The sequence below is a fragment of the Pseudomonas sp. CYM-20-01 genome, assembly GCF_023169845.1.
In the GTDB taxonomy this organism is placed as follows: Bacteria; Pseudomonadota; Gammaproteobacteria; order Pseudomonadales; family Pseudomonadaceae; genus Aquipseudomonas; species Aquipseudomonas azotoformans.
Genome location: NZ_AP025169.1, coordinates 5,147,717 through 5,169,494 on the forward strand (window position 1 = coordinate 5,147,717; position 21,778 = coordinate 5,169,494).

General features: G+C 60.0%; 18 protein-coding genes. 7 read left to right on the forward strand and 11 right to left on the reverse strand.

What is annotated here, in order from left to right:
* Positions 1–20: 20 nt before the first annotated feature.
* From M2497_RS23270 to M2497_RS23280, 3 genes are all read right to left on the reverse strand, one after another.
* Positions 21–5,942 carry a leucine-rich repeat domain-containing protein gene (locus tag M2497_RS23270; RefSeq protein ID WP_248483484.1) on the reverse strand — a complete coding sequence of 1,974 codons (5,922 nt, stop codon included), beginning with the start codon at positions 5,940–5,942 and terminating at the stop codon, positions 21–23.
* 71 nt (positions 5,943–6,013) lie between these two features.
* On the reverse strand, positions 6,014–6,604 hold the full coding sequence (locus M2497_RS23275; protein WP_248483486.1) for a DTW domain-containing protein: 591 nt from the start codon (positions 6,602–6,604) through the stop codon (positions 6,014–6,016).
* 7 nt (positions 6,605–6,611) lie between these two features.
* Positions 6,612–7,505: a LysR family transcriptional regulator gene (locus tag M2497_RS23280; protein WP_017134867.1), complete on the reverse strand. Its 894-nt coding sequence runs from the start codon at positions 7,503–7,505 to the stop codon at positions 6,612–6,614.
* Positions 7,506–7,693: 188 nt separating this feature from the next.
* Here M2497_RS23280 and speB point away from each other — a divergent pair, with 188 nt between their 5' ends.
* From speB to M2497_RS23300, 4 genes are read left to right on the forward strand one after another with little or no spacing between them, the layout of a single operon-like run.
* Positions 7,694–8,644 carry an agmatinase gene (gene speB / locus M2497_RS23285; protein ID WP_248483488.1) on the forward strand — a complete coding sequence of 317 codons (951 nt, stop codon included), beginning with the start codon at positions 7,694–7,696 and terminating at the stop codon, positions 8,642–8,644.
* Positions 8,644–9,066, forward strand: coding sequence for a nuclear transport factor 2 family protein (locus tag M2497_RS23290; protein ID WP_248483490.1), 423 nt, complete (start codon positions 8,644–8,646; stop codon positions 9,064–9,066). The genes speB and M2497_RS23290 overlap by 1 nt, the downstream gene beginning before the upstream one ends.
* A 21-nt stretch (positions 9,067–9,087) precedes the next feature.
* A complete protein-coding gene (locus tag M2497_RS23295) occupies positions 9,088–10,599 on the forward strand; it encodes a cytosine permease (RefSeq protein ID WP_248483492.1) in 1,512 nt (503 codons plus the stop codon).
* Positions 10,600–10,634: 35 nt separating this feature from the next.
* Positions 10,635–12,017 carry a sodium:solute symporter gene (locus tag M2497_RS23300; RefSeq protein WP_248483493.1) on the forward strand — a complete coding sequence of 461 codons (1,383 nt, stop codon included), beginning with the start codon at positions 10,635–10,637 and terminating at the stop codon, positions 12,015–12,017.
* A 64-nt stretch (positions 12,018–12,081) separates the two neighbouring features.
* Here M2497_RS23300 and M2497_RS23305 read toward each other — a convergent pair whose 3' ends face one another.
* The 5 genes from M2497_RS23305 to M2497_RS23320 all read right to left on the reverse strand — a co-directional run bounded on the left by M2497_RS23305 (position 12,082) and on the right by M2497_RS23320 (position 16,191).
* Positions 12,082–13,623 carry an NAD(P)-dependent oxidoreductase gene (locus M2497_RS23305; protein WP_248483495.1) on the reverse strand — a complete coding sequence of 514 codons (1,542 nt, stop codon included), beginning with the start codon at positions 13,621–13,623 and terminating at the stop codon, positions 12,082–12,084.
* 194 nt (positions 13,624–13,817) lie between these two features.
* Positions 13,818–14,201 (reverse strand): hypothetical protein, encoded by a 384-nt coding sequence (locus M2497_RS23310; RefSeq protein WP_179030081.1) that lies wholly within the window; start codon positions 14,199–14,201, stop codon positions 13,818–13,820.
* Positions 14,198–14,800 carry an N-acetylmuramoyl-L-alanine amidase gene (locus M2497_RS23315; RefSeq protein ID WP_248483497.1) on the reverse strand — a complete coding sequence of 201 codons (603 nt, stop codon included), beginning with the start codon at positions 14,798–14,800 and terminating at the stop codon, positions 14,198–14,200. The genes M2497_RS23310 and M2497_RS23315 overlap by 4 nt, the downstream gene beginning before the upstream one ends.
* A 232-nt stretch (positions 14,801–15,032) precedes the next feature.
* Positions 15,033–15,155, reverse strand: a complete 123-nt coding sequence (locus M2497_RS30735; protein WP_003193089.1) for a PA1414 family protein — start codon at positions 15,153–15,155, stop codon at positions 15,033–15,035.
* Between the two features lie 142 nt (positions 15,156–15,297).
* On the reverse strand, positions 15,298–16,191 hold the full coding sequence (locus M2497_RS23320) for a LysR family transcriptional regulator (protein ID WP_179030082.1): 894 nt from the start codon (positions 16,189–16,191) through the stop codon (positions 15,298–15,300).
* A 103-nt stretch (positions 16,192–16,294) separates the two neighbouring features.
* Between M2497_RS23320 and M2497_RS23325 the strand changes: the two genes are divergently transcribed.
* Positions 16,295–17,503 (forward strand): MFS transporter, encoded by a 1,209-nt coding sequence (locus M2497_RS23325; RefSeq protein WP_248483499.1) that lies wholly within the window; start codon positions 16,295–16,297, stop codon positions 17,501–17,503.
* On the opposite strand, the gene M2497_RS23330 is transcribed toward M2497_RS23325, so the two are convergent.
* The 3 genes from M2497_RS23330 to M2497_RS23340 all read right to left on the reverse strand — a co-directional run bounded on the left by M2497_RS23330 (position 17,415) and on the right by M2497_RS23340 (position 20,342).
* Entirely contained in the window at positions 17,415–18,857 is a 1,443-nt protein-coding gene (locus tag M2497_RS23330; protein WP_248483501.1) for an NCS1 family nucleobase:cation symporter-1, read from the reverse strand. The two genes, M2497_RS23325 and M2497_RS23330, sit on opposite strands and share 89 nt — an antisense overlap.
* Positions 18,858–19,054: 197 nt before the next feature.
* A complete protein-coding gene (locus M2497_RS23335) occupies positions 19,055–19,453 on the reverse strand; it encodes a DUF2177 family protein (protein ID WP_179030085.1) in 399 nt (132 codons plus the stop codon).
* A 52-nt stretch (positions 19,454–19,505) separates the two neighbouring features.
* Entirely contained in the window at positions 19,506–20,342 is an 837-nt protein-coding gene (locus M2497_RS23340; protein ID WP_017134857.1) for a S1-like domain-containing RNA-binding protein, read from the reverse strand.
* Between the two features lie 323 nt (positions 20,343–20,665).
* Between M2497_RS23340 and M2497_RS23345 the strand changes: the two genes are divergently transcribed.
* Positions 20,666–20,845 (forward strand): hypothetical protein, encoded by a 180-nt coding sequence (locus M2497_RS23345; protein ID WP_003193095.1) that lies wholly within the window; start codon positions 20,666–20,668, stop codon positions 20,843–20,845.
* A 196-nt stretch (positions 20,846–21,041) separates the two neighbouring features.
* Positions 21,042–21,764, forward strand: a complete 723-nt coding sequence (locus M2497_RS23350) for a TorF family putative porin (protein ID WP_248483503.1) — start codon at positions 21,042–21,044, stop codon at positions 21,762–21,764.
* Positions 21,765–21,778: the final 14 nt, after the last annotated feature.

The following is a 21,778-nucleotide window of genomic DNA, read 5'->3' on the forward strand; positions in this document are numbered from 1 at the left end:
TATCACGCAAAGTGTGGTGCTTATTGCCCAATAGAATAAGCAGCCAGGAAGGCGCTCCATTCTTCCTCGGTCAACTGGGTAAACAGCGTCTCTTCTTCCTGATTCCTTGCCGCCAGTAGCCCGCCCACCTCCCGTAGATACTCACCTTCGCTGAGCGCCCCGCTTTCCTGCCTATCCATTGCATCATTCATCCGATGCTCATAACGCTGATAGTCAATCGTCTCCTTAAAGCGCCCTCGGTACTTATGTTCCAGAAAGGCTCTCCAAAGCGTCTCTTCCTTATCCAGCAAGGGCGACGGCCACAACGCCTGCGCCTCCTCCATCAGCACTCTTTGATGCATAGCAGCGACCTCCGCTGTGCTGACGGTCAACTCTCTGTCCAAGCGTTCCTTCAACGGAAGTTGCAATTCCAATTCCTGGGCCAACGAAATTGCGAAAGCCAACATACGGTTGCCTGCCGCTCTGGGAGATTGGGACGGTAATACCTTCACCACTATCTCCGTGATAGTGTCCAGCCGCTTCAAGGTACGAAGACAGTGGATGAGAGACGCACCACTTCCATTGCCTCCACTCAAAAATAGTTCGACGGCTTGAAACCTGAGCTCCAAACGGTTCAGCGCCAGCACCCATCCATCCCTACCGTAGTCCATTTCATACACTTGTTCGGCCATGAAATTAGCCAGCGAACGGTTTACCTCCGCACGCTCGATCAATGACCAGACTCGCGCAGTCAGGTCTTCTCTAAAAGCCCGATAGCCGACCGACGTAAAATTGGGGTCATTACTCACAAATGCCAACAGTGAGAAAAAATTCTCGAATCGCGGTTGTGATTGCATAAAGCCCCAGAGTTCGTGACGCGCAGCTACCTCCTGCAATGGCAGCACCGCCAGCCAACGGTCCGCCTGCGATAGATGTTGTGGGCCGAGTCCAAAGTGGATATCCGATCGATCAGGCTGCTCGCGCAGGCGGCGTATCATTTGCAGCGTTCCGTCCGAAAGTGGATTTCCGCGTAGATTCATCGCACGACTGACATGGGGGAAAATAAACAGATCACTGCTGGTAAGTATGGATATACGGTTATCGCGAAGGTCGAACACCCTCAGGTGACGCAAGGTGACGGCACCCTGTGGAAGGTTCTCAAGTTGCGTGTTCCGCATTTTCAATACCCGCAAATGCTTCAGCGGATAAAGATTGAGCCGCTTGCCCAACCTAAGCGGGTTGTCGGACAAATCAAGGCTTGTCAGTTGAGTCAATTCGGATAGGGCGATTACGTCACCCAGGTTGAACTTGAGCCGATTGTCAGCAAGATCCAGCTTCACTAGATAGGGTAGGTAATTCAAACCTGAGGGCAGGCGCTCCAGACGATTGCCACTCGCACACAGCCAGCGCACGCTCGGGAAACACCTGAGGAAGTGAGTCGGCAAGCTTGCCAGTTGATTATTCCTTAAACTCATCAATTGGACATGTGCCATAAGAGCACCTAATGGCGGTAGGTCACTGACCTGCAAATCATCCAGATTGAGCTCGAAGTCTACGCCTCGTGTGGAGACTTCTTTACGCCAGCAACGCCGAATCCGCTCAGCGACTTCATTTCGCCTGAGGGTGTCCGCCGCCTCTCCCTGGCGACACCAGTGATCCAGCATCCGATTCATACGCCCCCGCTCCCTGAACTTGAAGTCGATAGCCTCCTCACGTTGGGCCACGGAGTCACTGATATTCTCCAGCATCTCGAAGACTTCTCGGTCCGTCCTGTCAGGAAACAACTCGCGCATGCGGGCCACTTGTTGGCGGTCCACCGGCCCCAACTCGGTACCACCACTCAACGGATACCCCACACGCCCGTCTGCCAGGCGCTTTGACACGCTCGTTTCGGGTACACGCTGCATCTTGAGAATCGCTTGTATGCCCGGCCAGTCGCCACTAAGCCGGCTGCCTATCTCCGCCCTCAACTCAGCCACCCCGCCCATATGGGTGTAGCCCAACGTCTGTCGCTCGGCAGATGGTAATGCGCTGAGCAAGGCTTCCAGAAACGGCGCCCGAGCGCCCACAGTCTGCAAGCCGTCACTAGGTCGCGGGGAGTACGCTTGGTATTGGCCCGCGTTCGGCTTCAACACTCGCCGCAGAGCCCCATCAGGCGGACCAACGCTGTCGATCATCCGATGGGCGTCCCAGATCTCGACTCGCAGATGGGCTGGCCATCCCTCACGACGAGCCATCTCATGCAGCATCAACCGTGAGCTGTCATCATTCGCCAATGGGGAAAGGTGCACGCCTTCCAAGGCGCGGCAGACGCGCAACCAGCGGGTCCACCAGCGCGCCTCTTGCAGCAGGGAGGCAGGTACCCGCCCTTCCCTCAAGCGCGCCAGGTCCGACGGCGTGGCATGCTGTACCCAGTCCTGTGCTATCCCCACCGTCAACCCAGGGAACTGGCGCAGTATCAGCTGAGCCAGGGGGTCTTCAGACTGTTGATGCTTGAGGCGCAGCACATCAAAAAACTGAGCATGCATCTGCAGTTTTTCCATCTTCACCTTGGCTTGCAGAGCCGTGACCTGGTCTTCACGTGCAGCCCCAGGCAGCCCGACCAGCGCATCGGCACTGTCGGGGGTTATTTCATCAAGCACCTGGACAATAAACTCCGACCCCATCTCCAGTCCTTGCTTGACCCGCTCAAAGATATTCAAGCGTTCGAACGTCTCCACCAAAAGCACCGGCGGCGGTTCGCTGCGCATATGCACCTTGCGCAGTATGTCCGGCGTCACGCCGCTGATCTGCTGGACCTTGTCGATGGCATCGGGGGTCAATGTGCGAAACCTGGGACCCAGGCGGTAAAAGGGTTTATGCCCGTTCCAGGTCAGCGGGTTCTCCCATTCATGCCGCCACGCGCCCGCGCCGTTATGGCTCAGCAGCGGCGCATACGCGTCGTCCAGGGCCGGATGGCGGATGCACCAGGGGCGGGTTTGATCCTCCTGGGTCACTTTGAAATATTGGCTATCGATGAACAAATAGCGGTCCGACTCCAGAGAGTACAACCCCAAGGCATCGGGCTCGGGTGCAATGCGCCGGGTGTCGACGTCACTCGCGTACTGCGCGATGTCGCGCAGCACCGGGTAGAACGTGCCTTGCGGTGCACGATTGCGCAGCATCGCCTGGGCCACTTGATGACGAAACCCAGTGATGGCCGCGGGCATATCGGCGCCGAACCGGGCGCGATCGTGATCGGAGAGTTGGCTCAGTAGCACCCGGAAAAACGCATGCGCGCCACCCTGCTGCACGCCGGCGCCCTGGCTGCCCGGATCATAGGGCGAAAACTCCCCATCACCATGGTCGAGGATCAACACGGCATGCTTGTCACGATCCAGGGGAGCGTAGGTTGACGGGCGGACAATCAGTTGCTTGCCGATAGTCCTCAAGGCACTGCGGGCAAACGCCTGGACCCAGGCCTGGGTTTGCGGATCAAACCTGCGGCGGTGGTAGATGCGGTCAATGAGGGCCTCGGCACGCGCCATCTGCGCGGCAACCTTGAGCGCATCGTAGAGCGGCTCGGGTTGTTGTCGGACTTCAAGCAAACGGGTTTGCTGGTCGGCCGACAGCGGATGCTGATCCAGCACCTCCAGCAACCTCGGCAGGCTGACGCCGGGGTGCAATACGCGCAGCGCCTCGATCACCTCGGGCACCGGGTAGTCATGCCCAAGGCTGTCAGGCAACCATTTACATACGGACACCGAAGCGCGGATAGCGCTCGAGCGATGGGTGTCGGCAAACCGGGTCAAGGCTTCGAACAGATCGAACCGCGACGCCTGGGCCTGGGCCGCCAGTTGCAAACGGACCGCCTGTTCGCCGGCGGAAAAACTCGAGGGTAAAAGTTGTACCACCGCGTGGGACAGGTGCGCGGTGATGCGCTGCGGTGCAGAGTAGCCAAACTGGTGGTTCTCCAGGGCGGTAACCGTGATCACAACCGTCGTCGGGCGGGTCGCATCCCTGCTGTAGCGACGTAGCTCCTGGCCCTGTGTGTTGACGATTCTCAACGCCGTGTCCAGCGGCCACGCCGGCAGCTGGGTCAGCAACGGGCCCAGGACTTCGAATGCCCCCATGGGCACTGGCCGGTTGGAATCGACCGAGTTGGCGGCCCAGTCAATCAGCCGGTCGGCGTTGAACCGATGCGCCGCCTCCACCAACGAGGCTGATGGGCGTGCGCCTGCCCAGACACGTTCCAATTGTTCGCGTGATGTGCCGCTGGTTTCCAGCAAGGCCTGCAGCTCATGCGCAGGCGCCTGGGAGGGCAGCAACATGCGCTCAAGCAACTGGGGGCTACTCAGCCCCGTACTGTCCTTGATGCTGGCGGCGGGCATTTGCGAAAGGCGTTGATACAAGGCTTGATGGCGCCGCCGTACACTGAATGCCAGGCGGCTATGCAGCCGCCCGTTGATCAGCAGGTCGGCCAGGTCGGAAAAGGCCAGCACCAGTTCACCTGCATGCCCCTCCAGCACACTGGACAGGCCATTGAGCAACCCTTCACCCAGCGCCGCGAACAGCGCGATCGCTCTTACACGTGCCAACCCCTTGAGCGGACCGGGTACCGGCATCAGTAATAGCTCCAACACCTCACCGATCACGGTGCGCGCAATGCCGGCAAGGGTCGTCAGAACCCCCGGCGTCTCGTTGGCCAGGCTCTTCAGGTTAGTGCGAATGCGCGCCAGGTAGAGGTCGCCCAAACTGACGGGAGGGGCTTTGGTCACGACCTTGCGGGTATAGCCGGTCCGGTCCTCCAGGCGAGGCTCGAACACCTCAAGAAACAGATCCTGTAATGCCTCGGCAAAAGGATTAAGCCCGCGCTCACGGACGGCGCCTTGCCTGAGCCTGGTCAAGCGTGCGCTGTCGGGCTGTGACATGACCGCGTATAACCACGCCACCCGGCCCTGCCGGTAGAAAGCACTGAACGCCACATAAAATTCCTGGCAGGCTTCCCGGTGGTTGTCGAAATGACGCAGGTCGCCCCCACCCGGCCGACGGGGAAAGTAACTGAACGCGCCTTTGCAACCGTTAACGGCAAACACCAGATGGGGGATGTTCAGGCTGTCCCCCGGCGGCCTGCTGAGTATTTGCCCGGTGTTGCCGATAAATTGAGGCACCCAACCGATGTTGTCCTTGCCGTCGGGGATGAACAGCTGCATTTCTTCGCAGTGCCCCCACCCCTCCTGCTGCTCCAGCGCTTGCTTGATAGCGCGGTATTTTTCCCGGTCGACTCGGGTGGTGCTCGAGTCTCTCAGGGCTTCAATCAGGGCGAACTCAAACTCCAGCCGCCCCAGGCTCACAATCGCCTGGCCCAATGGCTTGGTCTTGTCCAGGTTGTCATCGAGCAGGGTTCTGAGTTGGCCGCCGAGATTGAGCGCGCGCACCAACGCGATGAAATCCTCGGGGCTGAGGTCGATACTGAGCCTGCTGGACGTTGCCACGCCGTCATGGCCGGGGTAATCCCAACCCGTCAGGCCGTCATAGTTCATGCAGGCGGCGTCCCACAGCGAAAGCCGGACGACCTTGGGCTCATTCGTACGGTCTGCCAGGTCGCGCCGATGGCGGCGAGGGCCGAACGAATAGGTGGTGGTGATATGCTGGGCTTTGGGGTCAACCTCTTGACCGGAGAGGTCTTTGAGGCCCGTTCGCAAACGCTCCAGGCTCTGGTGTTCAAACTGTGTGACGAATTGACGAACGTTTCGTTCGACCTCCGCCTGGGCCTCGACCAACGCCCGTTGCAGGCGTACATATTCGCGCTGGCCATCGTCATCCAGCCCGGCCATGAAAGCGGCAAACTTCTCCTGCAAGGCGTCCACGGTTTGCAGGGTCGCCCACTCGTCGCCTGCGACCAAGGGCAGCCTCGCTCGCTGCTCCGCCATGAACGCCGCCAACGGGTCTGCCTGCTGCTGTGTCGCTACCGGCTCAATCATTTCACGCTCCTTGAAATGATCAGCCTATCCACTACCCGTCGATGGCTCCGGTAGCTATGTAGCGCATTGATTCAGCCATGGTTCTTTTCGAATACCGCTGCGCCCATCGCCGCGATCTGCCCCTCGATCAACGCGTCGAACGGCCGCAACAATGGCTCGAAGGAGGTGGGGGCCTCCAATACCTGCAGGGCCTGCGCAATCGCCTCGACGGTGGACAACGCACCCGGCCCGGGAGCCTTGCGCAGTCGATAGCGTGACACGGCGTCACCCGCCAACGTCACCCGTGGCAGCGCCGCCAGCAACGGGTTGAGGTGCAACAATTTGCGCGCCTTGCGCCAGGTGCCGTCGGGCACCACCAGCAACAGCGGGGTGTCGTCCGGCGCATAGTGCTGCAAGGGTTGTGCATCGTCCGACGGAAACAACAGCCGCGCCTGATAACCGGGTGGGTTCAACAACATCGGCAGATCGTCGAATACCTCCCCCACCACCAACTGCGCGTTATTCAAGCCCAGCGCTGCCAGCCTCGCCGTGTTCAGCGCGTGGTTGACCTCACTCGGGTGCTGCAACAGCAGCACGCGGGTGCGGCTGTCGAGGCTGGGGATCAGCGCGCACAGGCAATGGGTGACGGGCCGTAGGCAGCGGGAACATTGGGGTCTGGACATGGTGTTATCAGGCCTGGTTGAGCTGGGCTTTGAGTAGATCGCGGAAGGTCTGGATCAACGGTTCACGGCTGCGACCACGGCGCATGATCATCGAAAACGGCGCCTGGTAGCCGAAGGTCGCCGGCAGCAACACGCGCAAATCGCCTTTGTCGGCCCAGGCCTGGGCATAGTGCTCGGGCAGGTAGCCGATGTAGGCGCCGGACAGCACCAGGATCAGCTGCGCCTCCATACTTTCCACTGTCGCTGCGCTGTGCTTGAAGCCATGGCGCGCCAGTTCGGCCTGGCTCCAGTAGCCGCGCCCGACCATGCGTTGCTGGGTGATGACTTGCTCGGGAATACGCCGCTCGTTGAATAAAGGGTGACGGGTGCTGCAATACAGCCAGTGCTGCTCGCGGTACAGCGGCATGTAGATCAGCCCGCTCATGCGGTTGGAGAAGGCGCCGATGGCCAGGTCCAGGCGGTTGTCCTGCACGCCGAGTTGCAGCTCGTAGGGACTCATCACCGACAAATGCAGGTGCACCGCCGGGTGCTCCAGGCTGTAGGCGCCGATGACTTCGGCGAATGGCAACGCCTTGTCGCTGACAGTGGAGTCGAGCACGCCCAATTTGAGGGTGCCGCGCAACTCGCCTTTCAACGCGGCGGCGTATTGCTCGAAGCCTTCCAGTTCACCGAGCAGGCGCAAGGTCTCCTGATGGAACAGCTCGCCTTTGCTGGTCAGGCTGAACCCGCCGCGGCCGCGATGGCACAGCACCAGGCCCAACGCCGATTCCAGCTGGCTCATATAGGTGCTGATGGCCGAGGTGGACAAGTTGAGTTCGTGCTGGGCATTGGCGAACCCCTGGTGACGCACGACGCTGACGAAGATGCGCAGGAGTTTCAGGTCGGGCAAGGCGTTGGCCATGGGCGGCTCCAGAGGCACACACAAAATCCTGTGGGAGGGAGCAAGCCCCCTCCCACATTTAAACGCAGTTTACCCCAGGCATTAGTTTAGAAAAATCTGAACTAAGTATTTGCCCCTGCCGATTCTTTCGTTTCCCGGTATTTCGCAGAATCAGGCCCTAATAAACAAAACAACGATGAGGCACTCCCGTGGACAAGATTTTCCACCAACCACTGGGCGGCAACGAAATGCCGCGCTTTGCCGGCATCGCCACCATGATGCGACTTCCCCACCTGCAAACCGCCAAGGGCCTGGACGCTGCCTTCATCGGCGTGCCCCTGGACATCGGCACCTCGCTGCGCGCCGGCACCCGCTTCGGGCCGCGTGAAATCCGCGCCGAATCCGTGATGATCCGCCCCTACAACATGGCCACCGGCGCTGCACCGTTCGACTCGCTGTCGGTGGCGGACATCGGCGACGTGGCGATCAACACCTTCAACCTGCTCGACGCCGTGCGCATCATCGAAGAAGCCTACGACGAGATCCTCGAACACGACGTGATCCCGATGACCCTGGGTGGCGACCACACCATCACCCTGCCGATCCTGCGCGCGATCCACAAGAAACACGGCAAGGTCGGGCTGGTGCACATCGATGCCCACGCCGATGTGAACGACCATATGTTCGGCGAGAAAATCGCCCACGGCACCACCTTCCGCCGCGCCGTGGAAGAAGGCCTGCTGGACTGCGACCGCGTGGTGCAGATCGGCCTGCGCGCCCAGGGCTACACCGCCGAAGACTTCAACTGGAGCCGCAAACAGGGCTTCCGCGTGGTCCAGGCCGAAGAATGCTGGCACCACTCCCTCGCGCCGCTGATGGCCGAAGTGCGTGAAAAAGTCGGTGACGGCCCGGTGTACCTGAGCTTCGACATCGACGGCATCGACCCGGCCTGGGCACCGGGCACTGGCACCCCGGAAATCGGCGGGCTGACCACCATCCAGGCGATCGAGATCATCCGCGGCTGCCAGGGCCTCGACCTGATTGGTTGTGACCTGGTAGAAGTTTCGCCGCCCTACGACACCACCGGCAACACCTCGCTGCTGGGCGCCAACCTGCTGTACGAGATGCTCTGCGTACTGCCGGGCGTGGCGCATCGCTGATGAGCACCCGCGAAGTGCTGCAAGCCGCCGCCGACCTGGTGGCGGCCTTCGCGCGCAATGACCGCGCCGCCTACTTCGGCGCGTTCACGGCCGATGCCAGCTTTGTGTTCTACACCCTCCCCCAGCCGCTGCTCAGCCGCGATGCCTACCAGGCGTTGTGGGACAGCTGGCGTCGGGACGAGGGGTTCGAGGTGCTGTCGTGCACCTCGAGCAACGCCGTGGTCAGCCTGCAGGGCGACGTGGCGATATTTATCCATGACGTGGCCACCGAGCTGCGCATGAACGGGGAGCAATTCAAAAGCCAGGAACGCGAGACCATTGTCTTCACACGGCAAGGATCTGGCGCACAACAAAAACAAGGCCGGTGGCTGGCCTGTCACGAACATTTGTCCGCTATGCCGGAAGGGCTGCCGCCCCCTTAGCCAATGTGATCGGAGCTGATCATGAATAATAAAAACAACGATAAAAGTATTCGAAAAATAGAAACCAACGGGGTCGAGCAGATCCCGGACCACGAACGTACCGCCGGCCCCAAGGATCTGTTCCGACTGATCTTCGGCGGTGCCAATACCTTTGCCACCGCCGTGCTGGGCTCCTTCCCCGTGCTGTTTGGCCTGTCATTCCAGGCCGGCGTCTGGGCGATTGTGCTGGGCGTGCTGGTGGGTGCGCTGATCCTGGCGCCCATGGGCCTGTTCGGGCCGATCAATGGCACCAACAACGCTGTGTCTTCCGGTGCGCACTTTGGTGTGCACGGGCGGATCGTCGGCTCGTTTCTGTCGCTGCTGACGGCGATTGCCTTCTTCTCGCTGTCGGTGTGGAGTTCGGGTGATGCGCTGGTGGGTGGTGCGAAACGCCTGATCGGCTTGCCGGAAACCGACCTGACCCTGGGGCTGGCCTACGGCGTGTTCGCCGTTCTGGTGCTGACGGTGTGTATCTACGGTTTTCGCTTCATGCTGTGGGTCAACCGCATTGCGGTGTGGGCGGCGAGCCTGTTGTTCCTGCTGGGTATCTTCGCCTTCGCGCCGGCTTTCGACAGCCACTTCGCAGGCACCGTCGCGCTGGGGCAGACCGGCTTCTGGGCCGCCTTCATCGGCGCCGCGCTGGTCGCCATGAGCAACCCGATTTCCTTCGGGGCGTTCCTCGGCGACTGGTCGCGCTACATCCCACGTGAAACGCCGAAAATGCGCATCATGCTGGCAGTGGTCCTGGCACAAATCGCGACGTTGATCCCGTTCCTGTTTGGCCTGGCCACCGCGACCATCGTGGCGATCAAGGCACCGGACTACATCGCGGCGAATAACTACGTCGGCGGTTTGCTTGCAGTGGCACCGACCTGGTTCTTCCTGCCGGTGTGCCTGATCGCGGTGATCGGCGGAATGTCCACCGGCACCACCTCGCTGTATGGCACCGGGTTGGACATGTCCAGTGTGTTCCCGCGCCTGCTGTCACGGGTCAAGGCCACCTTGCTGATTGGGGTGATGTCGATTGCCTTCATCTTTATCGGACGTTTCGCCGCCAACCTGGTGCAGAGCGTGTCGACCTTCGCCGTGCTGATCATCACCTGCACCACGCCGTGGATGGTGATGATGATCATCGGCCTGATCGTGCGTCGCGGCTTCTACTGCCCGGATGACCTGCAGGTATTCACCCGTGGAGAAACCGGCGGGCGCTACTGGTTCAGCCATGGCTGGAACTGGCGCGGGCTGGGGGCGTGGATTCCGAGTGCGCTGGTGGGCCTGTGCTTCGTCAACCTGCCGGGGCAGTTTGTCGGGCCACTGGGCAACCTGGCCGACGGCATCGATATCAGCCTGCCGGTGACGCTGGGGCTGGCGTCGGTGGTGTACCTGACCTTGCTACGCATGTTCCCGGAACCGGCGGCCGTCTACGGGCCCGCCGACCCTCGCAGCAAGCGCACGGATGCGCGCGTTAAACCGGCGCTGCAACCAGCCGCCTGATCGCCCATAAAAACGATAATCGGAGACTCGCCGTCATGGCTTTGGATTTATTCGTCGTACTCATCTACGCCGCCGGCATGCTCGTGCTCGGCTACTACGGCATGCGCCGCGCCAAGACCCACGAAGACTACCTGGTGGCCGGGCGCAACCTGGGCCCGTCGCTGTACATGGGCACCATGGCCGCCACGGTATTGGGCGGTGCGTCCACCGTCGGCACCGTGCGTCTGGGCTACGTACATGGCATCTCCGGCTTCTGGCTGTGTGCCGCGCTGGGCATGGGCATCATTGCGCTGAACCTGTTCCTGGCCAAGCCACTGTTGAAACTGAAGATCTTCACCGTGACCCAGGTCCTGGAAAAACGCTACAACCCCATGGCCCGCCAGGCCAGTGCGGTAATTATGCTGGCCTACGCGCTGATGATCGGCGTGACCTCGATCCTGGCCATCGGCACCGTGTTGCAAGTGTTGTTCGGCCTGCCATTCTGGATTTCGGTGCTGCTCGGCGGTGGCGTGGTGGTGGTGTACTCGACCATCGGCGGCATGTGGTCGCTGACCCTCACCGACATCGTGCAGTTCGTGATCAAGACTGTCGGCCTGATGTTTATCCTGCTGCCGATCTGCCTGTACCGCGTCGGCGGCTGGGATGAGTTGGTCGCCAAGCTGCCGGCGTCGAGCTTCAGCTTCACCGCCATCGGCTGGGACACGATCATCACCTACTTCATGATCTACTTCTTCGGCATCCTGATCGGCCAGGACATCTGGCAGCGGGTGTTCACCGCCCGTGACGAAAAGGTCGCCCAGTACGCGGGCACCTTCGCCGGTTTCTACTGCATCCTCTACGGCCTGGCCTGTGCGCTGATCGGCATGGCCGCGCACGTGCTGATCCCGGACCTGGACAACGTCAACAATGCGTTTGCCGCTATCGTCAAAGCCTCGCTGCCAGACGGCATCCGTGGCCTGGTGATTGCCGCCGCACTGGCCGCGATGATGTCCACCGCCAGCGCCGGCCTGCTCGCTGCCTCCACCGTACTGACCGAAGACCTGCTGCCGCGCCTGCGTGGCGGCAAACAGTCGAGCCTGGCCGTCAATCGCCTGTTCACAATGCTGACCGGCATCGCCGTGCTGGGCATCGCCCTGGTGGTGAGCGATGTGATCAGCGCCCTGACGCTGGCCTACAACCTGCTGGTGGGCGGCATGTTGATCCCGCTGATCGGTGCGATCTTCTGGAAGCGCGCTACCACCTCTGGCGCGATCACCTCCATGACCTTGGGCTTTGTCACCGCGCTGGTGTTCATGATCAAGGATGGGCTGGATGCGAACACGCCGATCTACTACAGCCTGGCGGTGGGGCTGGTGAGCTTTGTGGTGGTGAGTTTGTTGTCCCGTCGGCCAGAAGGTGTAGCGGCCAGCGCGGTTTGAGAAAAAGCGGGTTTTAGAGGGGTTTCTTCAGCGGGCGCGACGTCGGATGTCGCGCCCGTTTTTTTCACTCAACCGCCAGGTTCTGGTTTGCCTGGATGATCTCCTGGACCAGGGAGGCCCATACCAGTCCTTGGGTTGTGCCGCCGGCGTAGGTTCCTCCGGCTGCGATTTGGTGGTGGGCGCAACAGTAAACTATCGAAGTGCCTTCCTCCTCACTGGCCATAACGACGAAGTGCTCCCTGCTCTGCTCGGCGATCTGAACCCGACTCAGAAACTGTGACGGAAACCGAACCCCGGAGCCTCTCAAAAGCGCCTCGATCTCCTTCTTCAAATGGATAAGTCCCAGTTCGTAGCCCGACACCTCAACATCCCGAGCCCGCGCGAATCGTGCCAGTATTGGATTGTCAGCCAGAAACTTTTCAAACAGTTTGATGCCCGTACGATTGCACTCAACGGCCAAATACAGATCGGCATAACTTGCGCGATCGCTCCTCTGCTCTCCCCCATACACCGTGACCTGATAATTCGCCAACCGGAGCATCACGGCCTGGAACAGGCCATTGATGCCTCTGCCGATGATTGAAACACGCGGCGCACTGGCCTCTACGGGTAGAGAAGGGAGCGTCAATGATTGTGCAAGTTTACGCCTCACCAGACCGCGCAAGGCCATCAAACTCAGCTGTATTGAAACGGCATAGTCAAGGTCGCGCTGGCAGGCCTCGGTGGTTGATGCCTGGGTAGTGAGCGTCGCAGGCCTGTACCAGGTGGAGACCTCGCAGCCGAGCGTCTGCGTGCGTTGCCGGAACGCATCCAATGTCGCAGGCCCATAATCCAATACCAGCTGGATATGTTCAGCCTCGGCCAGGGCATGCAACGCACCGTCGCTGAAGACGTCCGGCTTGGCGACACAGATCAGGCGGGCTTGGCTGTGCAGGCACTGAATGCGGGCCTGATCAAGGCGATGAACGGACTCATCATTGAGGGATACGCACACTGCCACAGCAGCGGCGCCCTCCAAGGCCTCGAACCAGTCCACGACAAATGACACTCGACTGTCGGAAGCGGCATTCCCGAGAGTATCCGGCGCTCGACCTGGCCGGACCAGCACTCTGATCCGAACATTTGGATCTCGATCAAGCAACAGGTTGACCAGTTCTTTCCCCACATTGCCGTATCCCAGTACACGCACGTCACGGGGAATGGAACCATCAGCCAGTCTCAGCCAACGCAGGATATAGGCGGCCACATGCGGCGCGTTCACCCCTGGGGTGTTGAGTACTTGAATGGCGTGGGATTCACACAGGTCCAGTCGTATCTTGTCCAGGCTCGTCCCTCTGCGGATCAAACAGAGGTTTCCAAAGGGGTGGGAGGTACGCCATTGCTCCAAGACATCCGCATCGATGGGTTGGTCTCCAACAATGATGGTTGTTGGACGCAGGAGCGCGATCTGTATGAGCAACGCCTGCCTGGTCAATGCCGGGGAAAGAAACACGACGTTTCTGGGTGCCTCGGCCTTCCAGCTTTTCGACACAGGCGCAGCCTGTAAAACACAGTCGGTGGTGGTGATGAGTGACGCGGCGACCGGAGGAACTGAAGAGAGCAACATAGCTTTGTCTCCAACAACTCTGACTGACACCTCGAAAAGAGGCACTCAACAACGTTGGGGCGCTATGAAGAGGCGCTTGAGTTTCAAGCTATGGGTATTTCCAGAATTGGATAAGCCAGCCGATTCCGAGTGACAGGTAGTCCGATTCCGACAATCGAACGCCAAGGGCTAACCGGCAGACCCACAGCGCTTGCTCACTCCTCCCCGCTGCTGAGACCTTTAAACAAATCAACACAATCCTTACAGCCGAAATATTGCTCGACTGCCGGGCATTCGATCTCCCCTGTCGCCCCCGCCCTCACCCGCCACACACACGCCTTGCCATGATATTTCAGTGTGCCTTCAAGGTAACAAGGCGCCCAGTCGTACTCGTCATGCAGCGTGCCTCCATCAATGGGCTCAGCACGCTTGAAAAAGGACGCGACCTGTCGCTCATCCAGCGCAACGTCACTGGGTCGACAGCGTTCCGGCTCTTCGGAGTGAAAGCCCAAAAGGGCAATTTCGTCGATATCGGGAGGGGAAGTCGTGCATCCGGCGAGGAATACCCACACGCCAAGTGACCATCGGCGCAGACTCATTGCCACACCGCACTGCTGGCTTCGCCGGGGTGTTTGTAAGAGATTTGCGGATGCCTGTAGACGTCCTCCGGCGTCAGGCGGAAATGACCATATAACTCCCCCACCAGCCATCGCAGAGATTGATTCTGCATCGCGGTCACTTCCTCATAACGTGCAGCATCCAGATGCTTGCCGACCAATTCGATGCCCAGGGAATCCGCATTCATCGGGAATCGCTCAGGATAGCCCTTGGTGCGTTCATACCGATCCAGCGCGCGGATCTGCAAGGTCCAGGTGAGTGCTTGAATAGCTTGGATTCGGGCGGGGTCGCACGTCGCCTTGTCCGTTGCCATGCACCTGGAGCGCAGGTAGCGGCCAACGTGATAACAACGTTTCTTGAGGCTGGCCGTCTGGTAGATCACACCATTTTTCTCAATGAGAAAGTGTGCTCCGTTGCCTTTTGCAAGATAGGCGTTAAAGGTGTGCTGGGCGGTCGGGGCATCTGTCTGGTGAATCACCAGCGCGCTCACGCTGCGCAAATCCCCGTGCTCGATCGATTGAAACCGACGGAGTTCGACTCTGTCGGCAATCAACATCCCTTCGCTATCAATACTCGACATGCCACTGCCCATTCATCCATGTGAAGGCAAAAATATAGAAGGACAAACAGGGAAAAGGGCATGGATGACGGGATAAGAAGAAGGCTCTGACGATGACACGTGCCTCGTCAGACAATTGGGCACACTACCCAATGAACGGGAATACAGTCTGATTACAGGGAACCGAACACGCCCTGAAGAACAACCCAGCCATGAGCGCCCGCGCGATTCAATCGCGTGAGCGCTTCAGGACTTACCTGCGACGTGGACGACGCTGCTCGTCATCTGTGCGAATCGGTACCGGCTGCAGCGGAGGCTCGATCAAGCCCAATGCAACACCCAGGTCATGGAGCCAGTTTTGAATTTTCTCTTTCATGGTTGCCCCCTTTGAGGGTAATGCGGGTAGGCGCAAGTTCTGTCGCCCTTTCCTACAGTGATAGTAGCCCTAAGTCCTACGTATTGCTTGAACGAAAACACAACGAACTATTACTGAATTCATCAAAATACTGACGGATCGCTCAAGCAATGGCGCGGGTGTCTTGCACAACCGCAGCCTTGCCGGCTTGCTGCAGGTCGATCCATGCGTTGAGGTTAGCGCCGAGCATACCCTTTCGCCACATCAGCCAGGTGGTCGCAGTGGCAAAAGGCCCTATCAGCGGATGAACGGACACGCTGTCCTTGCCGGGCAGGCTGTCGAGCATGGACTCGGACATCAACGCCACACCCGATCCGGCGATCACGCAGGCGAGCATACCTTGGTAGGACTCGATCTCGATCGCCCGCCCCATGGCCACGCGCTCGTGGGAAAACCAGGTCTCCAGGCGGGTGCGATAGGCGCAGCTGCGACGGAAGGTGAACACTGAACGCCCCGCCACATCCTGAGGTCCACGCACGGGCGGATGATCGGCTTCGCAAATCAGCACCAGGCGCTCTTCGCACAAGGCGATGCCGTCCAGGGAGGCGATGGTGATGGGACCGTCCACAAAGGCCGCGTCCAGGCGACCGGTGATCAACCCTTCGAGCAACTCCCCGCTGGGCGCCGATTGCACCTGAAGGTTCACCATCGGATAAGCCTTGTGATAGCCCGCCAGCAACTTCGGCAAATGCACCGCGGCCGTGCTGTACATGCTGCCCAATACAAAATCGCCAGCCGGTTGCCCACCTTGCACGGCACCGTGGGCTTCGTCATGCAGGGCGAGCAGACGGGTGCTGTAGTCCAGCAGCACCTTGCCGGCAGGAGAAAGCTGCAAGCGTTGGCGCTCACGCACGAACAGCTCTACGCCGAGCTGCTCCTCCATTTGCTTGAGGCGCGTCGACAGGTTGGACGGCACCCGATGCAAGCGGTCAGCCGCACGGGTAATGGAGCCCTCTTCCGCCACGGCCTGGAAAATGCGCAATTGACTGAACTCCATGACTTTCTCCAAAACTGAACAAGTTACTCACTATTATTCAATTTTACAGAAAGTCAATCCATCTTAGCCTGAGGGTATTCGCTTACCTGCAGGAAACCTGACCATGTCTCCCCTGATTCGCTTAACTGCCAGCTTTGTCGCCTTGATGATGGCGATGGGTATTGGCCGCTTCGCCCTCACCCCGCAAATGCCGCACCTGCTCAGCGAAGGGCAGATCGACTTGACTGGTGCGGGCCTGATCGCCGCCGCCAATTATCTGGGCTACTTCGTGGGCGCGGTGGATTCGATCTTCGCGCGCAGCCATCACCACGTGCGTGGCCGTTTGTATGGCGGGTTGTGGCTGTGCGTGCTGCTGACCCTGGCGTCGTACTGGGCCCATGGTTTCTGGCCGCATCTGTTGCTGCGCTTTGGCACCGGTGTCGCGAGTGCCTGGGCATTGGTGATGATCACCAGCCTGAGCCAGCCGCTGGCGATCGCCGCCGGGCGTCCACGTCTGGGTGCCTTGGTGTTCGCCGGGCCGGGGCTGGGGATTCTGTTGACGGGGCTGCTGGCGCTGGGCTCCAACCTGTTGGGGCAAAGCTCGGCAACGCTGTGGCTGGTGTACGGCGTCGTGGCACTGCTGATGTTGCTGGCGATTCTGCCGTTCCTGCCCAAGCCTTCTGCCGCCGGCGCTCCCATTGCCAGCCATAGCGAGACGGGCAGCAACGGCAGCATCGCGCATTTGTGCTGGATCTACGTGTTGTACGGTCTGGGCTACATCATCCCGGCGACATTCCTGTCGCAGATGGCCAGCGCACAGTTCAAGGGCGCCTGGCAGGCTGACCTGTTCTGGCCGTGCTTCGGCCTGGCGGCCGCGATCGGTGTGGTGGTGGCGACCCTGCGCCGCAAGGACCCGAACACCACGCGCCGCTGGTTGATGGCCACGCTATGGCTGCAAGCGGCCGGGGTGTTTGCCTGCTTGCTGGGCAATGGCTGGGGCCTGGCACTGGGGGTCCTGCTGTGTGGCGGGCCGTTCCTGGCCTGCATGCAGTTGGTGATGGCCCGGCTGCGGGACGTCGCGCCCCATGGCTACCAGCGCAGCACCGGGCTGTTGACCGCCAGCTTTGCCATCGGCCAATTGAGCGGGCCGTTGCTGGCGTCGGTCAGCAGCCACTTGAGCGGTGGCCTGCAACCGGCGCTGGTGGTCGCTGGAGCAGGCTTATTGGTAGCGGGCTCGGTGCTGATCAACCGGCAACCAGCGGCGCAGGCACACGCACCTGTTCACGCCGCGCCAGTACCAGGAAAAACAGCCCACCCAGAAAGCACCCGGTAAACCAGGCAAAATTGGCCATGCCCTGCAAGGCCGGGGTGAAAGTGATCGCCACGCCCACCAGCGTCGCGGGCACCAATGCCTTGACCGCCGTCCAGTTCACGCCACCGTCGAAGTAGTAGCGCCCGCTGGGGCTGTCATCGAACAGTGCATCCACGTCGATCTGCTGTTTTTTGATCAAATAGAAATCCACCAGCAGGATCCCGAACAGCGGCCCGATAAACGCCGCGAGGATGTCCAGGGTGTAGTGGATCATCAGCGGGTTATTGAACAGGTTCCACGGGGTGATGAAGATCGACGCCACGGCAGCGATCATCCCGCCGGCGCGCCAGCTGATCTTGCTCGGCGCGACGTTGGCGAAGTCAAACGCCGGCGAGACGAAGTTGGCGACGATATTGATACCGATAGTCGCGGTGACGAAGGCAAAGGCCCCGAGCAATACGGCCATGCTGTTGTCGATGCGCGACACGGTGGCGATCGGGTCATGCAGCATTTCACCAAACACCGGTAAGGTGCCCGAGACAATCACCACAGTCACCAGGGAAAACGCCAGGAAATTCACCGGCAGCCCCCAGAAATTGCCGCGTCGTACGTCCTGCATGCTGCGGCAGTAACGGCTGAAGTCGCCGAAATTCAAGGTCGGCCCGGAGAAGTACGACACCACCAGCGCCGTCGCCACAATCACCTGGCCAAACGCCTGCCAGCCCGACAGGGATTTTTCCGCCAGGGTAAAGCTGATGTTCGACCAGCCGGCCTTCCACACGATCCAACCCGCCAGTGCAAACATGACCGCGTAGACCACCGGCCCTGCCCAATCTATAAAACGGCGGATGGACTCCATGCCCGCCCAGAACACCGCCGCTTGCAACACCCACAGGCTGAGGAAACCAAACCAGCCAAGGTAGGACAGGCCTGCAAAATGCGGCTCTGCATACACCGCCATCTGTGGGAAGAAGCGCAGCACCACGATGATCAAGGCACTCGACGCCAGGTACGTCTGAATCCCGTACCAGGCCACGGCGATCAAGCCGCGAATCACCGCCGGAATATTCGCGCCGAACACACCAAACGCCAGCCGGCAGATCACCGGATAAGGCACCGCAGCCTGCTGGCTCGGCTTGGCCACCAGGTTGGCGATCAACTGCACGATGCAAATGCCCGTGAGCAACGCGATCAACACCTGCCAACTGGCCAGCCCCAGGGCGAACAGGCTGGCGGCGAACACATAGCCGCCGACGCTGTGCACGTCGCTCATCCAGAAGGCGAAGATGTTGTACCAAGTCCACTTCTGCGGCAGCGGGCCCAAGTCCTGGTTGTACAGGCGCGGGCTGTAGCCTTTGGGCAATTGTTCGGTCATCGCTGGGCTCCTCGAAATACCCGCCTGCGCTTCCGTCGCAGGGTGCATACGGGAGGCGGCATGGTTTGTATACGAGACAGTCAGCAGAATGCGTGCCAATTGAACGCAATCCCTCTGGCACGGCGCTCCAAAGGGTTGATAAGCGCGTATAGGGTGGCGCTACGCTCAGCAACGGTGCACGTAGATCCTGTACACAATCAGCGGTGCACTCGTTGTGCACACAGGTAACCCACCGTGCAGCATGCGGCGGTCAGGAACGTCCCCCATGCCATGTCCATGATCGCCAATTGCGCGGACCAGCCTTGCAGCGTGGCCCAGTTACTCAGGTCATAGGTGCCGTAGGCGACCAGGCCGAGCAAGGCGCCCAGGCGCGCGGCGCGTTGCCAACTTGCACTGGGCAAGACCACGAACACGACGCAACCGAGCACATAAAGGAGATAGAACAGCGTTGCCGGCAACAGCCGAGGTTGATCCAGCATCAGTGGACCCAACAGGGACTTATAGGTGGGCCCCATGATGACGCCGAGCCAGAGGCCATCCAGAATCAGGAAGGCGAGCAACGTGCCAAGGTAGGCGAACAGCGTTTTCTTATTCATTGAGGCGACCTCTGTAGACGCCAATGGGCGCCTACAGAAGAGCAAAACGCACTCAGCTTAGTTCAATGCGATCCGCATGGATCACGATCTGGCCCTGCTTATACAGCGCACCGATGGCCTTCTTGAAGTTGCCCTTGCTCACGCCGAACAAGTTGCTGATCACCGCGGGGTCGCTCTTGTCACTGACCGGCAAGGTGCCGTTGTTTTCACGCAACTTGGCGAGGATCTTCGAGTTCAGGCTGGAGGCCGCTTCCTGGCCGACCGGTTGCAGGCTCAGGCTGATGTTGCCGTCGGCGCGGATCTCTTTGATAAAGCCTTTTTCTTCTTTGCCCGGGCGCAGGAACTTGAACACTTCGTTCTTGTGGATCAGGCCCCAGTGCTTGTTGTTGATGATCGCCTTGAAGCCCATGTCCGTGGCTTCGGCCACCAGCAGGTCGACTTCCTGGCCCACCTGGTAGTTGGCCGGTGTCTTGTCCAGGTAGCGATCCAGGCGCGCGGTGGCGGTGATGCGCTTGGTGTGCTTGTCGAGGTAGACATGCACCACGCAGTATTCACCGGCGGTAAGCTGGCGCTTTTCTTCCGAATACGGCAGCAGCAGATCCTTGGGCAACCCCCAGTCGAGGAACACGCCAATACTATTGACTTCCACCACTTTCAAACTGGCGAATTCGCCGACTTGAACTTTGGGTTTTTCAGTCGTGGCGATAAGTTTGTCATCGCTGTCCAGATAAATGAAAACATTAAGCCAGTCTTCATCTTCACTGGGAATATCTTTGGGGATATACCGATTGGGCAAGAGGATTTCGCCATCTTGCGCACCGTCCAGGTACAAACCAAAGTTAGTGTGTTTAACCACTTGCAAGCTGTTGTAGCGCCCGACTAAAGCCATGTCCAATACCCTCATTACGTGGGCGGCATTCTACCCGAGTTGCGCTCGCCACGCGCGCGCGCCTGAAAAATCGCGGGCTGGCGTGGCCTTCCGATGGCAGTGCCCCGCTCGTCCGATCAATCGGCTGAATTTTCCATGGTTGGCAAGCGCCACCCGCCCCCATGGTTTCGAGTTAAAACAGTAAGTTAGGGGCTTATTGATAAGATGAACTTCGGCGATTTCCGGCCGCCGTAGTTATTCTCAGGGGATATTTACCAAGCAATTGTCAAGTATTTCCTGTACGATGCCTGGCCAAGTTAATTTTCTACAGGTTAGTGGCCGCCATGCGCGTAAAAGCATCCAACAGCAAAGCAAAGCCAGCTCCCGCCGTTGAAACCAGCGAGTCGATCAACAGCCAGATTGCGGCGTTCCTCAAGTCCGGCGGCGAAATCCAGCAAATTGCCAAGGGCGTAAGCGGCCAGACTTTCGGCCCGTCCAAGCAGATCAGCCTGGGTAAAAAGTAATACCGCGCACCCCCCCTGGTCCCTAAGCGTCTTGACTCTCAAGGCGCTAGGACTAGAGCCCGAAATACCCCTTCTGTACCTCTAATCGACGAACGGGCCTCACCGCCTGGCATTCGCCGGTATGCTTGCACACGTCTAGCACGGGCATCTGCCCGATTTTCTCCGTCACTGCTCCTCGCTTTTCATGGAGTGAAGCATGTTCAAACCCTGCATCTTCCTGGTCTTTGCCCTGGTTGCCAGCCCTCTCGCCGAAGCGCAGATCTTCCAGCGCGAATTGGGCGACTTCGACCTGAAATTGGGCACCACGCCTAGCCGCAGTATGGCCCAAGGCCTGGTCAAGCCAACCTCCCCCGGCAGTGACTCGTTCCATGGCGGGCTGGACCTGAGCCACGACAGTGGCCTGTACTTCGGCCAGTTCTCACCGAACATGGGCTTGTCTTCGTCCAGCAACCTCGAAGTCGATTCCTACATGGGTTTCAAACACCCCTTCGACCAGACCCTGGGCTACGAAGTGGGCCTGATCCACTACAGCTACCCCAAGCTCAGCCCTCTCGACAGCCAGGAGTTCTATGGCGGCCTGAACCTGTTGGGCAACCGCTTCGGCGCATCCTTCAGCAACGACCCGGACCGCAAGGACAGCACCCTGTTCGCCGACCTTGGTGGCACACAACCGTTTGGTATTGGCGTCAGTATGAAATACACCACCCATCAGTTGGGCACCCCGGTGTCGGTGGACGGCGGTTCCATCCGCAGCTTCAGCGACTGGTCGGTGCAATTCTCCCGGGAATGGATGGGCGTTGACCTGAACCTGATCTACAGCGACTCCAGCCTCAGCGGCGGGGACTGCTCGGCCTATTCCGGACACAATTCGCAATGCGATGGTCTGTTGACGCTGAAGGCCGCACGGTCGTTCTATTGATGGGCTGAACTGTC

Coding starts and splice junctions, on each gene's coding strand:
- M2497_RS23320 (WP_179030082.1), bottom strand. CDS start 16,191: ATGGAGTTCAGTCAATTGCGCATTTTCCAGGCCGTGGCGGAAGAGGGC.
- M2497_RS23270 (WP_248483484.1), bottom strand. CDS start 5,942: ATGATTGAGCCGGTAGCGACACAGCAGCAGGCAGACCCGTTGGCGGCG.
- M2497_RS23310 (WP_179030081.1), bottom strand. CDS start 14,201: ATGAGTCTGCGCCGATGGTCACTTGGCGTGTGGGTATTCCTCGCCGGA.
- M2497_RS23345 (WP_003193095.1), top strand. CDS start 20,666: ATGCGCGTAAAAGCATCCAACAGCAAAGCAAAGCCAGCTCCCGCCGTT.
- M2497_RS23290 (WP_248483490.1), top strand. CDS start 8,644: ATGAGCACCCGCGAAGTGCTGCAAGCCGCCGCCGACCTGGTGGCGGCC.
- M2497_RS23280 (WP_017134867.1), bottom strand. CDS start 7,505: ATGGCCAACGCCTTGCCCGACCTGAAACTCCTGCGCATCTTCGTCAGC.
- M2497_RS23340 (WP_017134857.1), bottom strand. CDS start 20,342: ATGGCTTTAGTCGGGCGCTACAACAGCTTGCAAGTGGTTAAACACACT.
- M2497_RS23295 (WP_248483492.1), top strand. CDS start 9,088: ATGAATAATAAAAACAACGATAAAAGTATTCGAAAAATAGAAACCAAC.
- M2497_RS30735 (WP_003193089.1), bottom strand. CDS start 15,155: ATGAAAGAGAAAATTCAAAACTGGCTCCATGACCTGGGTGTTGCATTG.
- M2497_RS23330 (WP_248483501.1), bottom strand. CDS start 18,857: ATGACCGAACAATTGCCCAAAGGCTACAGCCCGCGCCTGTACAACCAG.
- M2497_RS23335 (WP_179030085.1), bottom strand. CDS start 19,453: ATGAATAAGAAAACGCTGTTCGCCTACCTTGGCACGTTGCTCGCCTTC.
- M2497_RS23305 (WP_248483495.1), bottom strand. CDS start 13,623: ATGTTGCTCTCTTCAGTTCCTCCGGTCGCCGCGTCACTCATCACCACC.
- M2497_RS23300 (WP_248483493.1), top strand. CDS start 10,635: ATGGCTTTGGATTTATTCGTCGTACTCATCTACGCCGCCGGCATGCTC.
- M2497_RS23315 (WP_248483497.1), bottom strand. CDS start 14,800: ATGTCGAGTATTGATAGCGAAGGGATGTTGATTGCCGACAGAGTCGAA.
- M2497_RS23275 (WP_248483486.1), bottom strand. CDS start 6,604: ATGTCCAGACCCCAATGTTCCCGCTGCCTACGGCCCGTCACCCATTGC.
- M2497_RS23350 (WP_248483503.1), top strand. CDS start 21,042: ATGTTCAAACCCTGCATCTTCCTGGTCTTTGCCCTGGTTGCCAGCCCT.
- M2497_RS23325 (WP_248483499.1), top strand. CDS start 16,295: ATGTCTCCCCTGATTCGCTTAACTGCCAGCTTTGTCGCCTTGATGATG.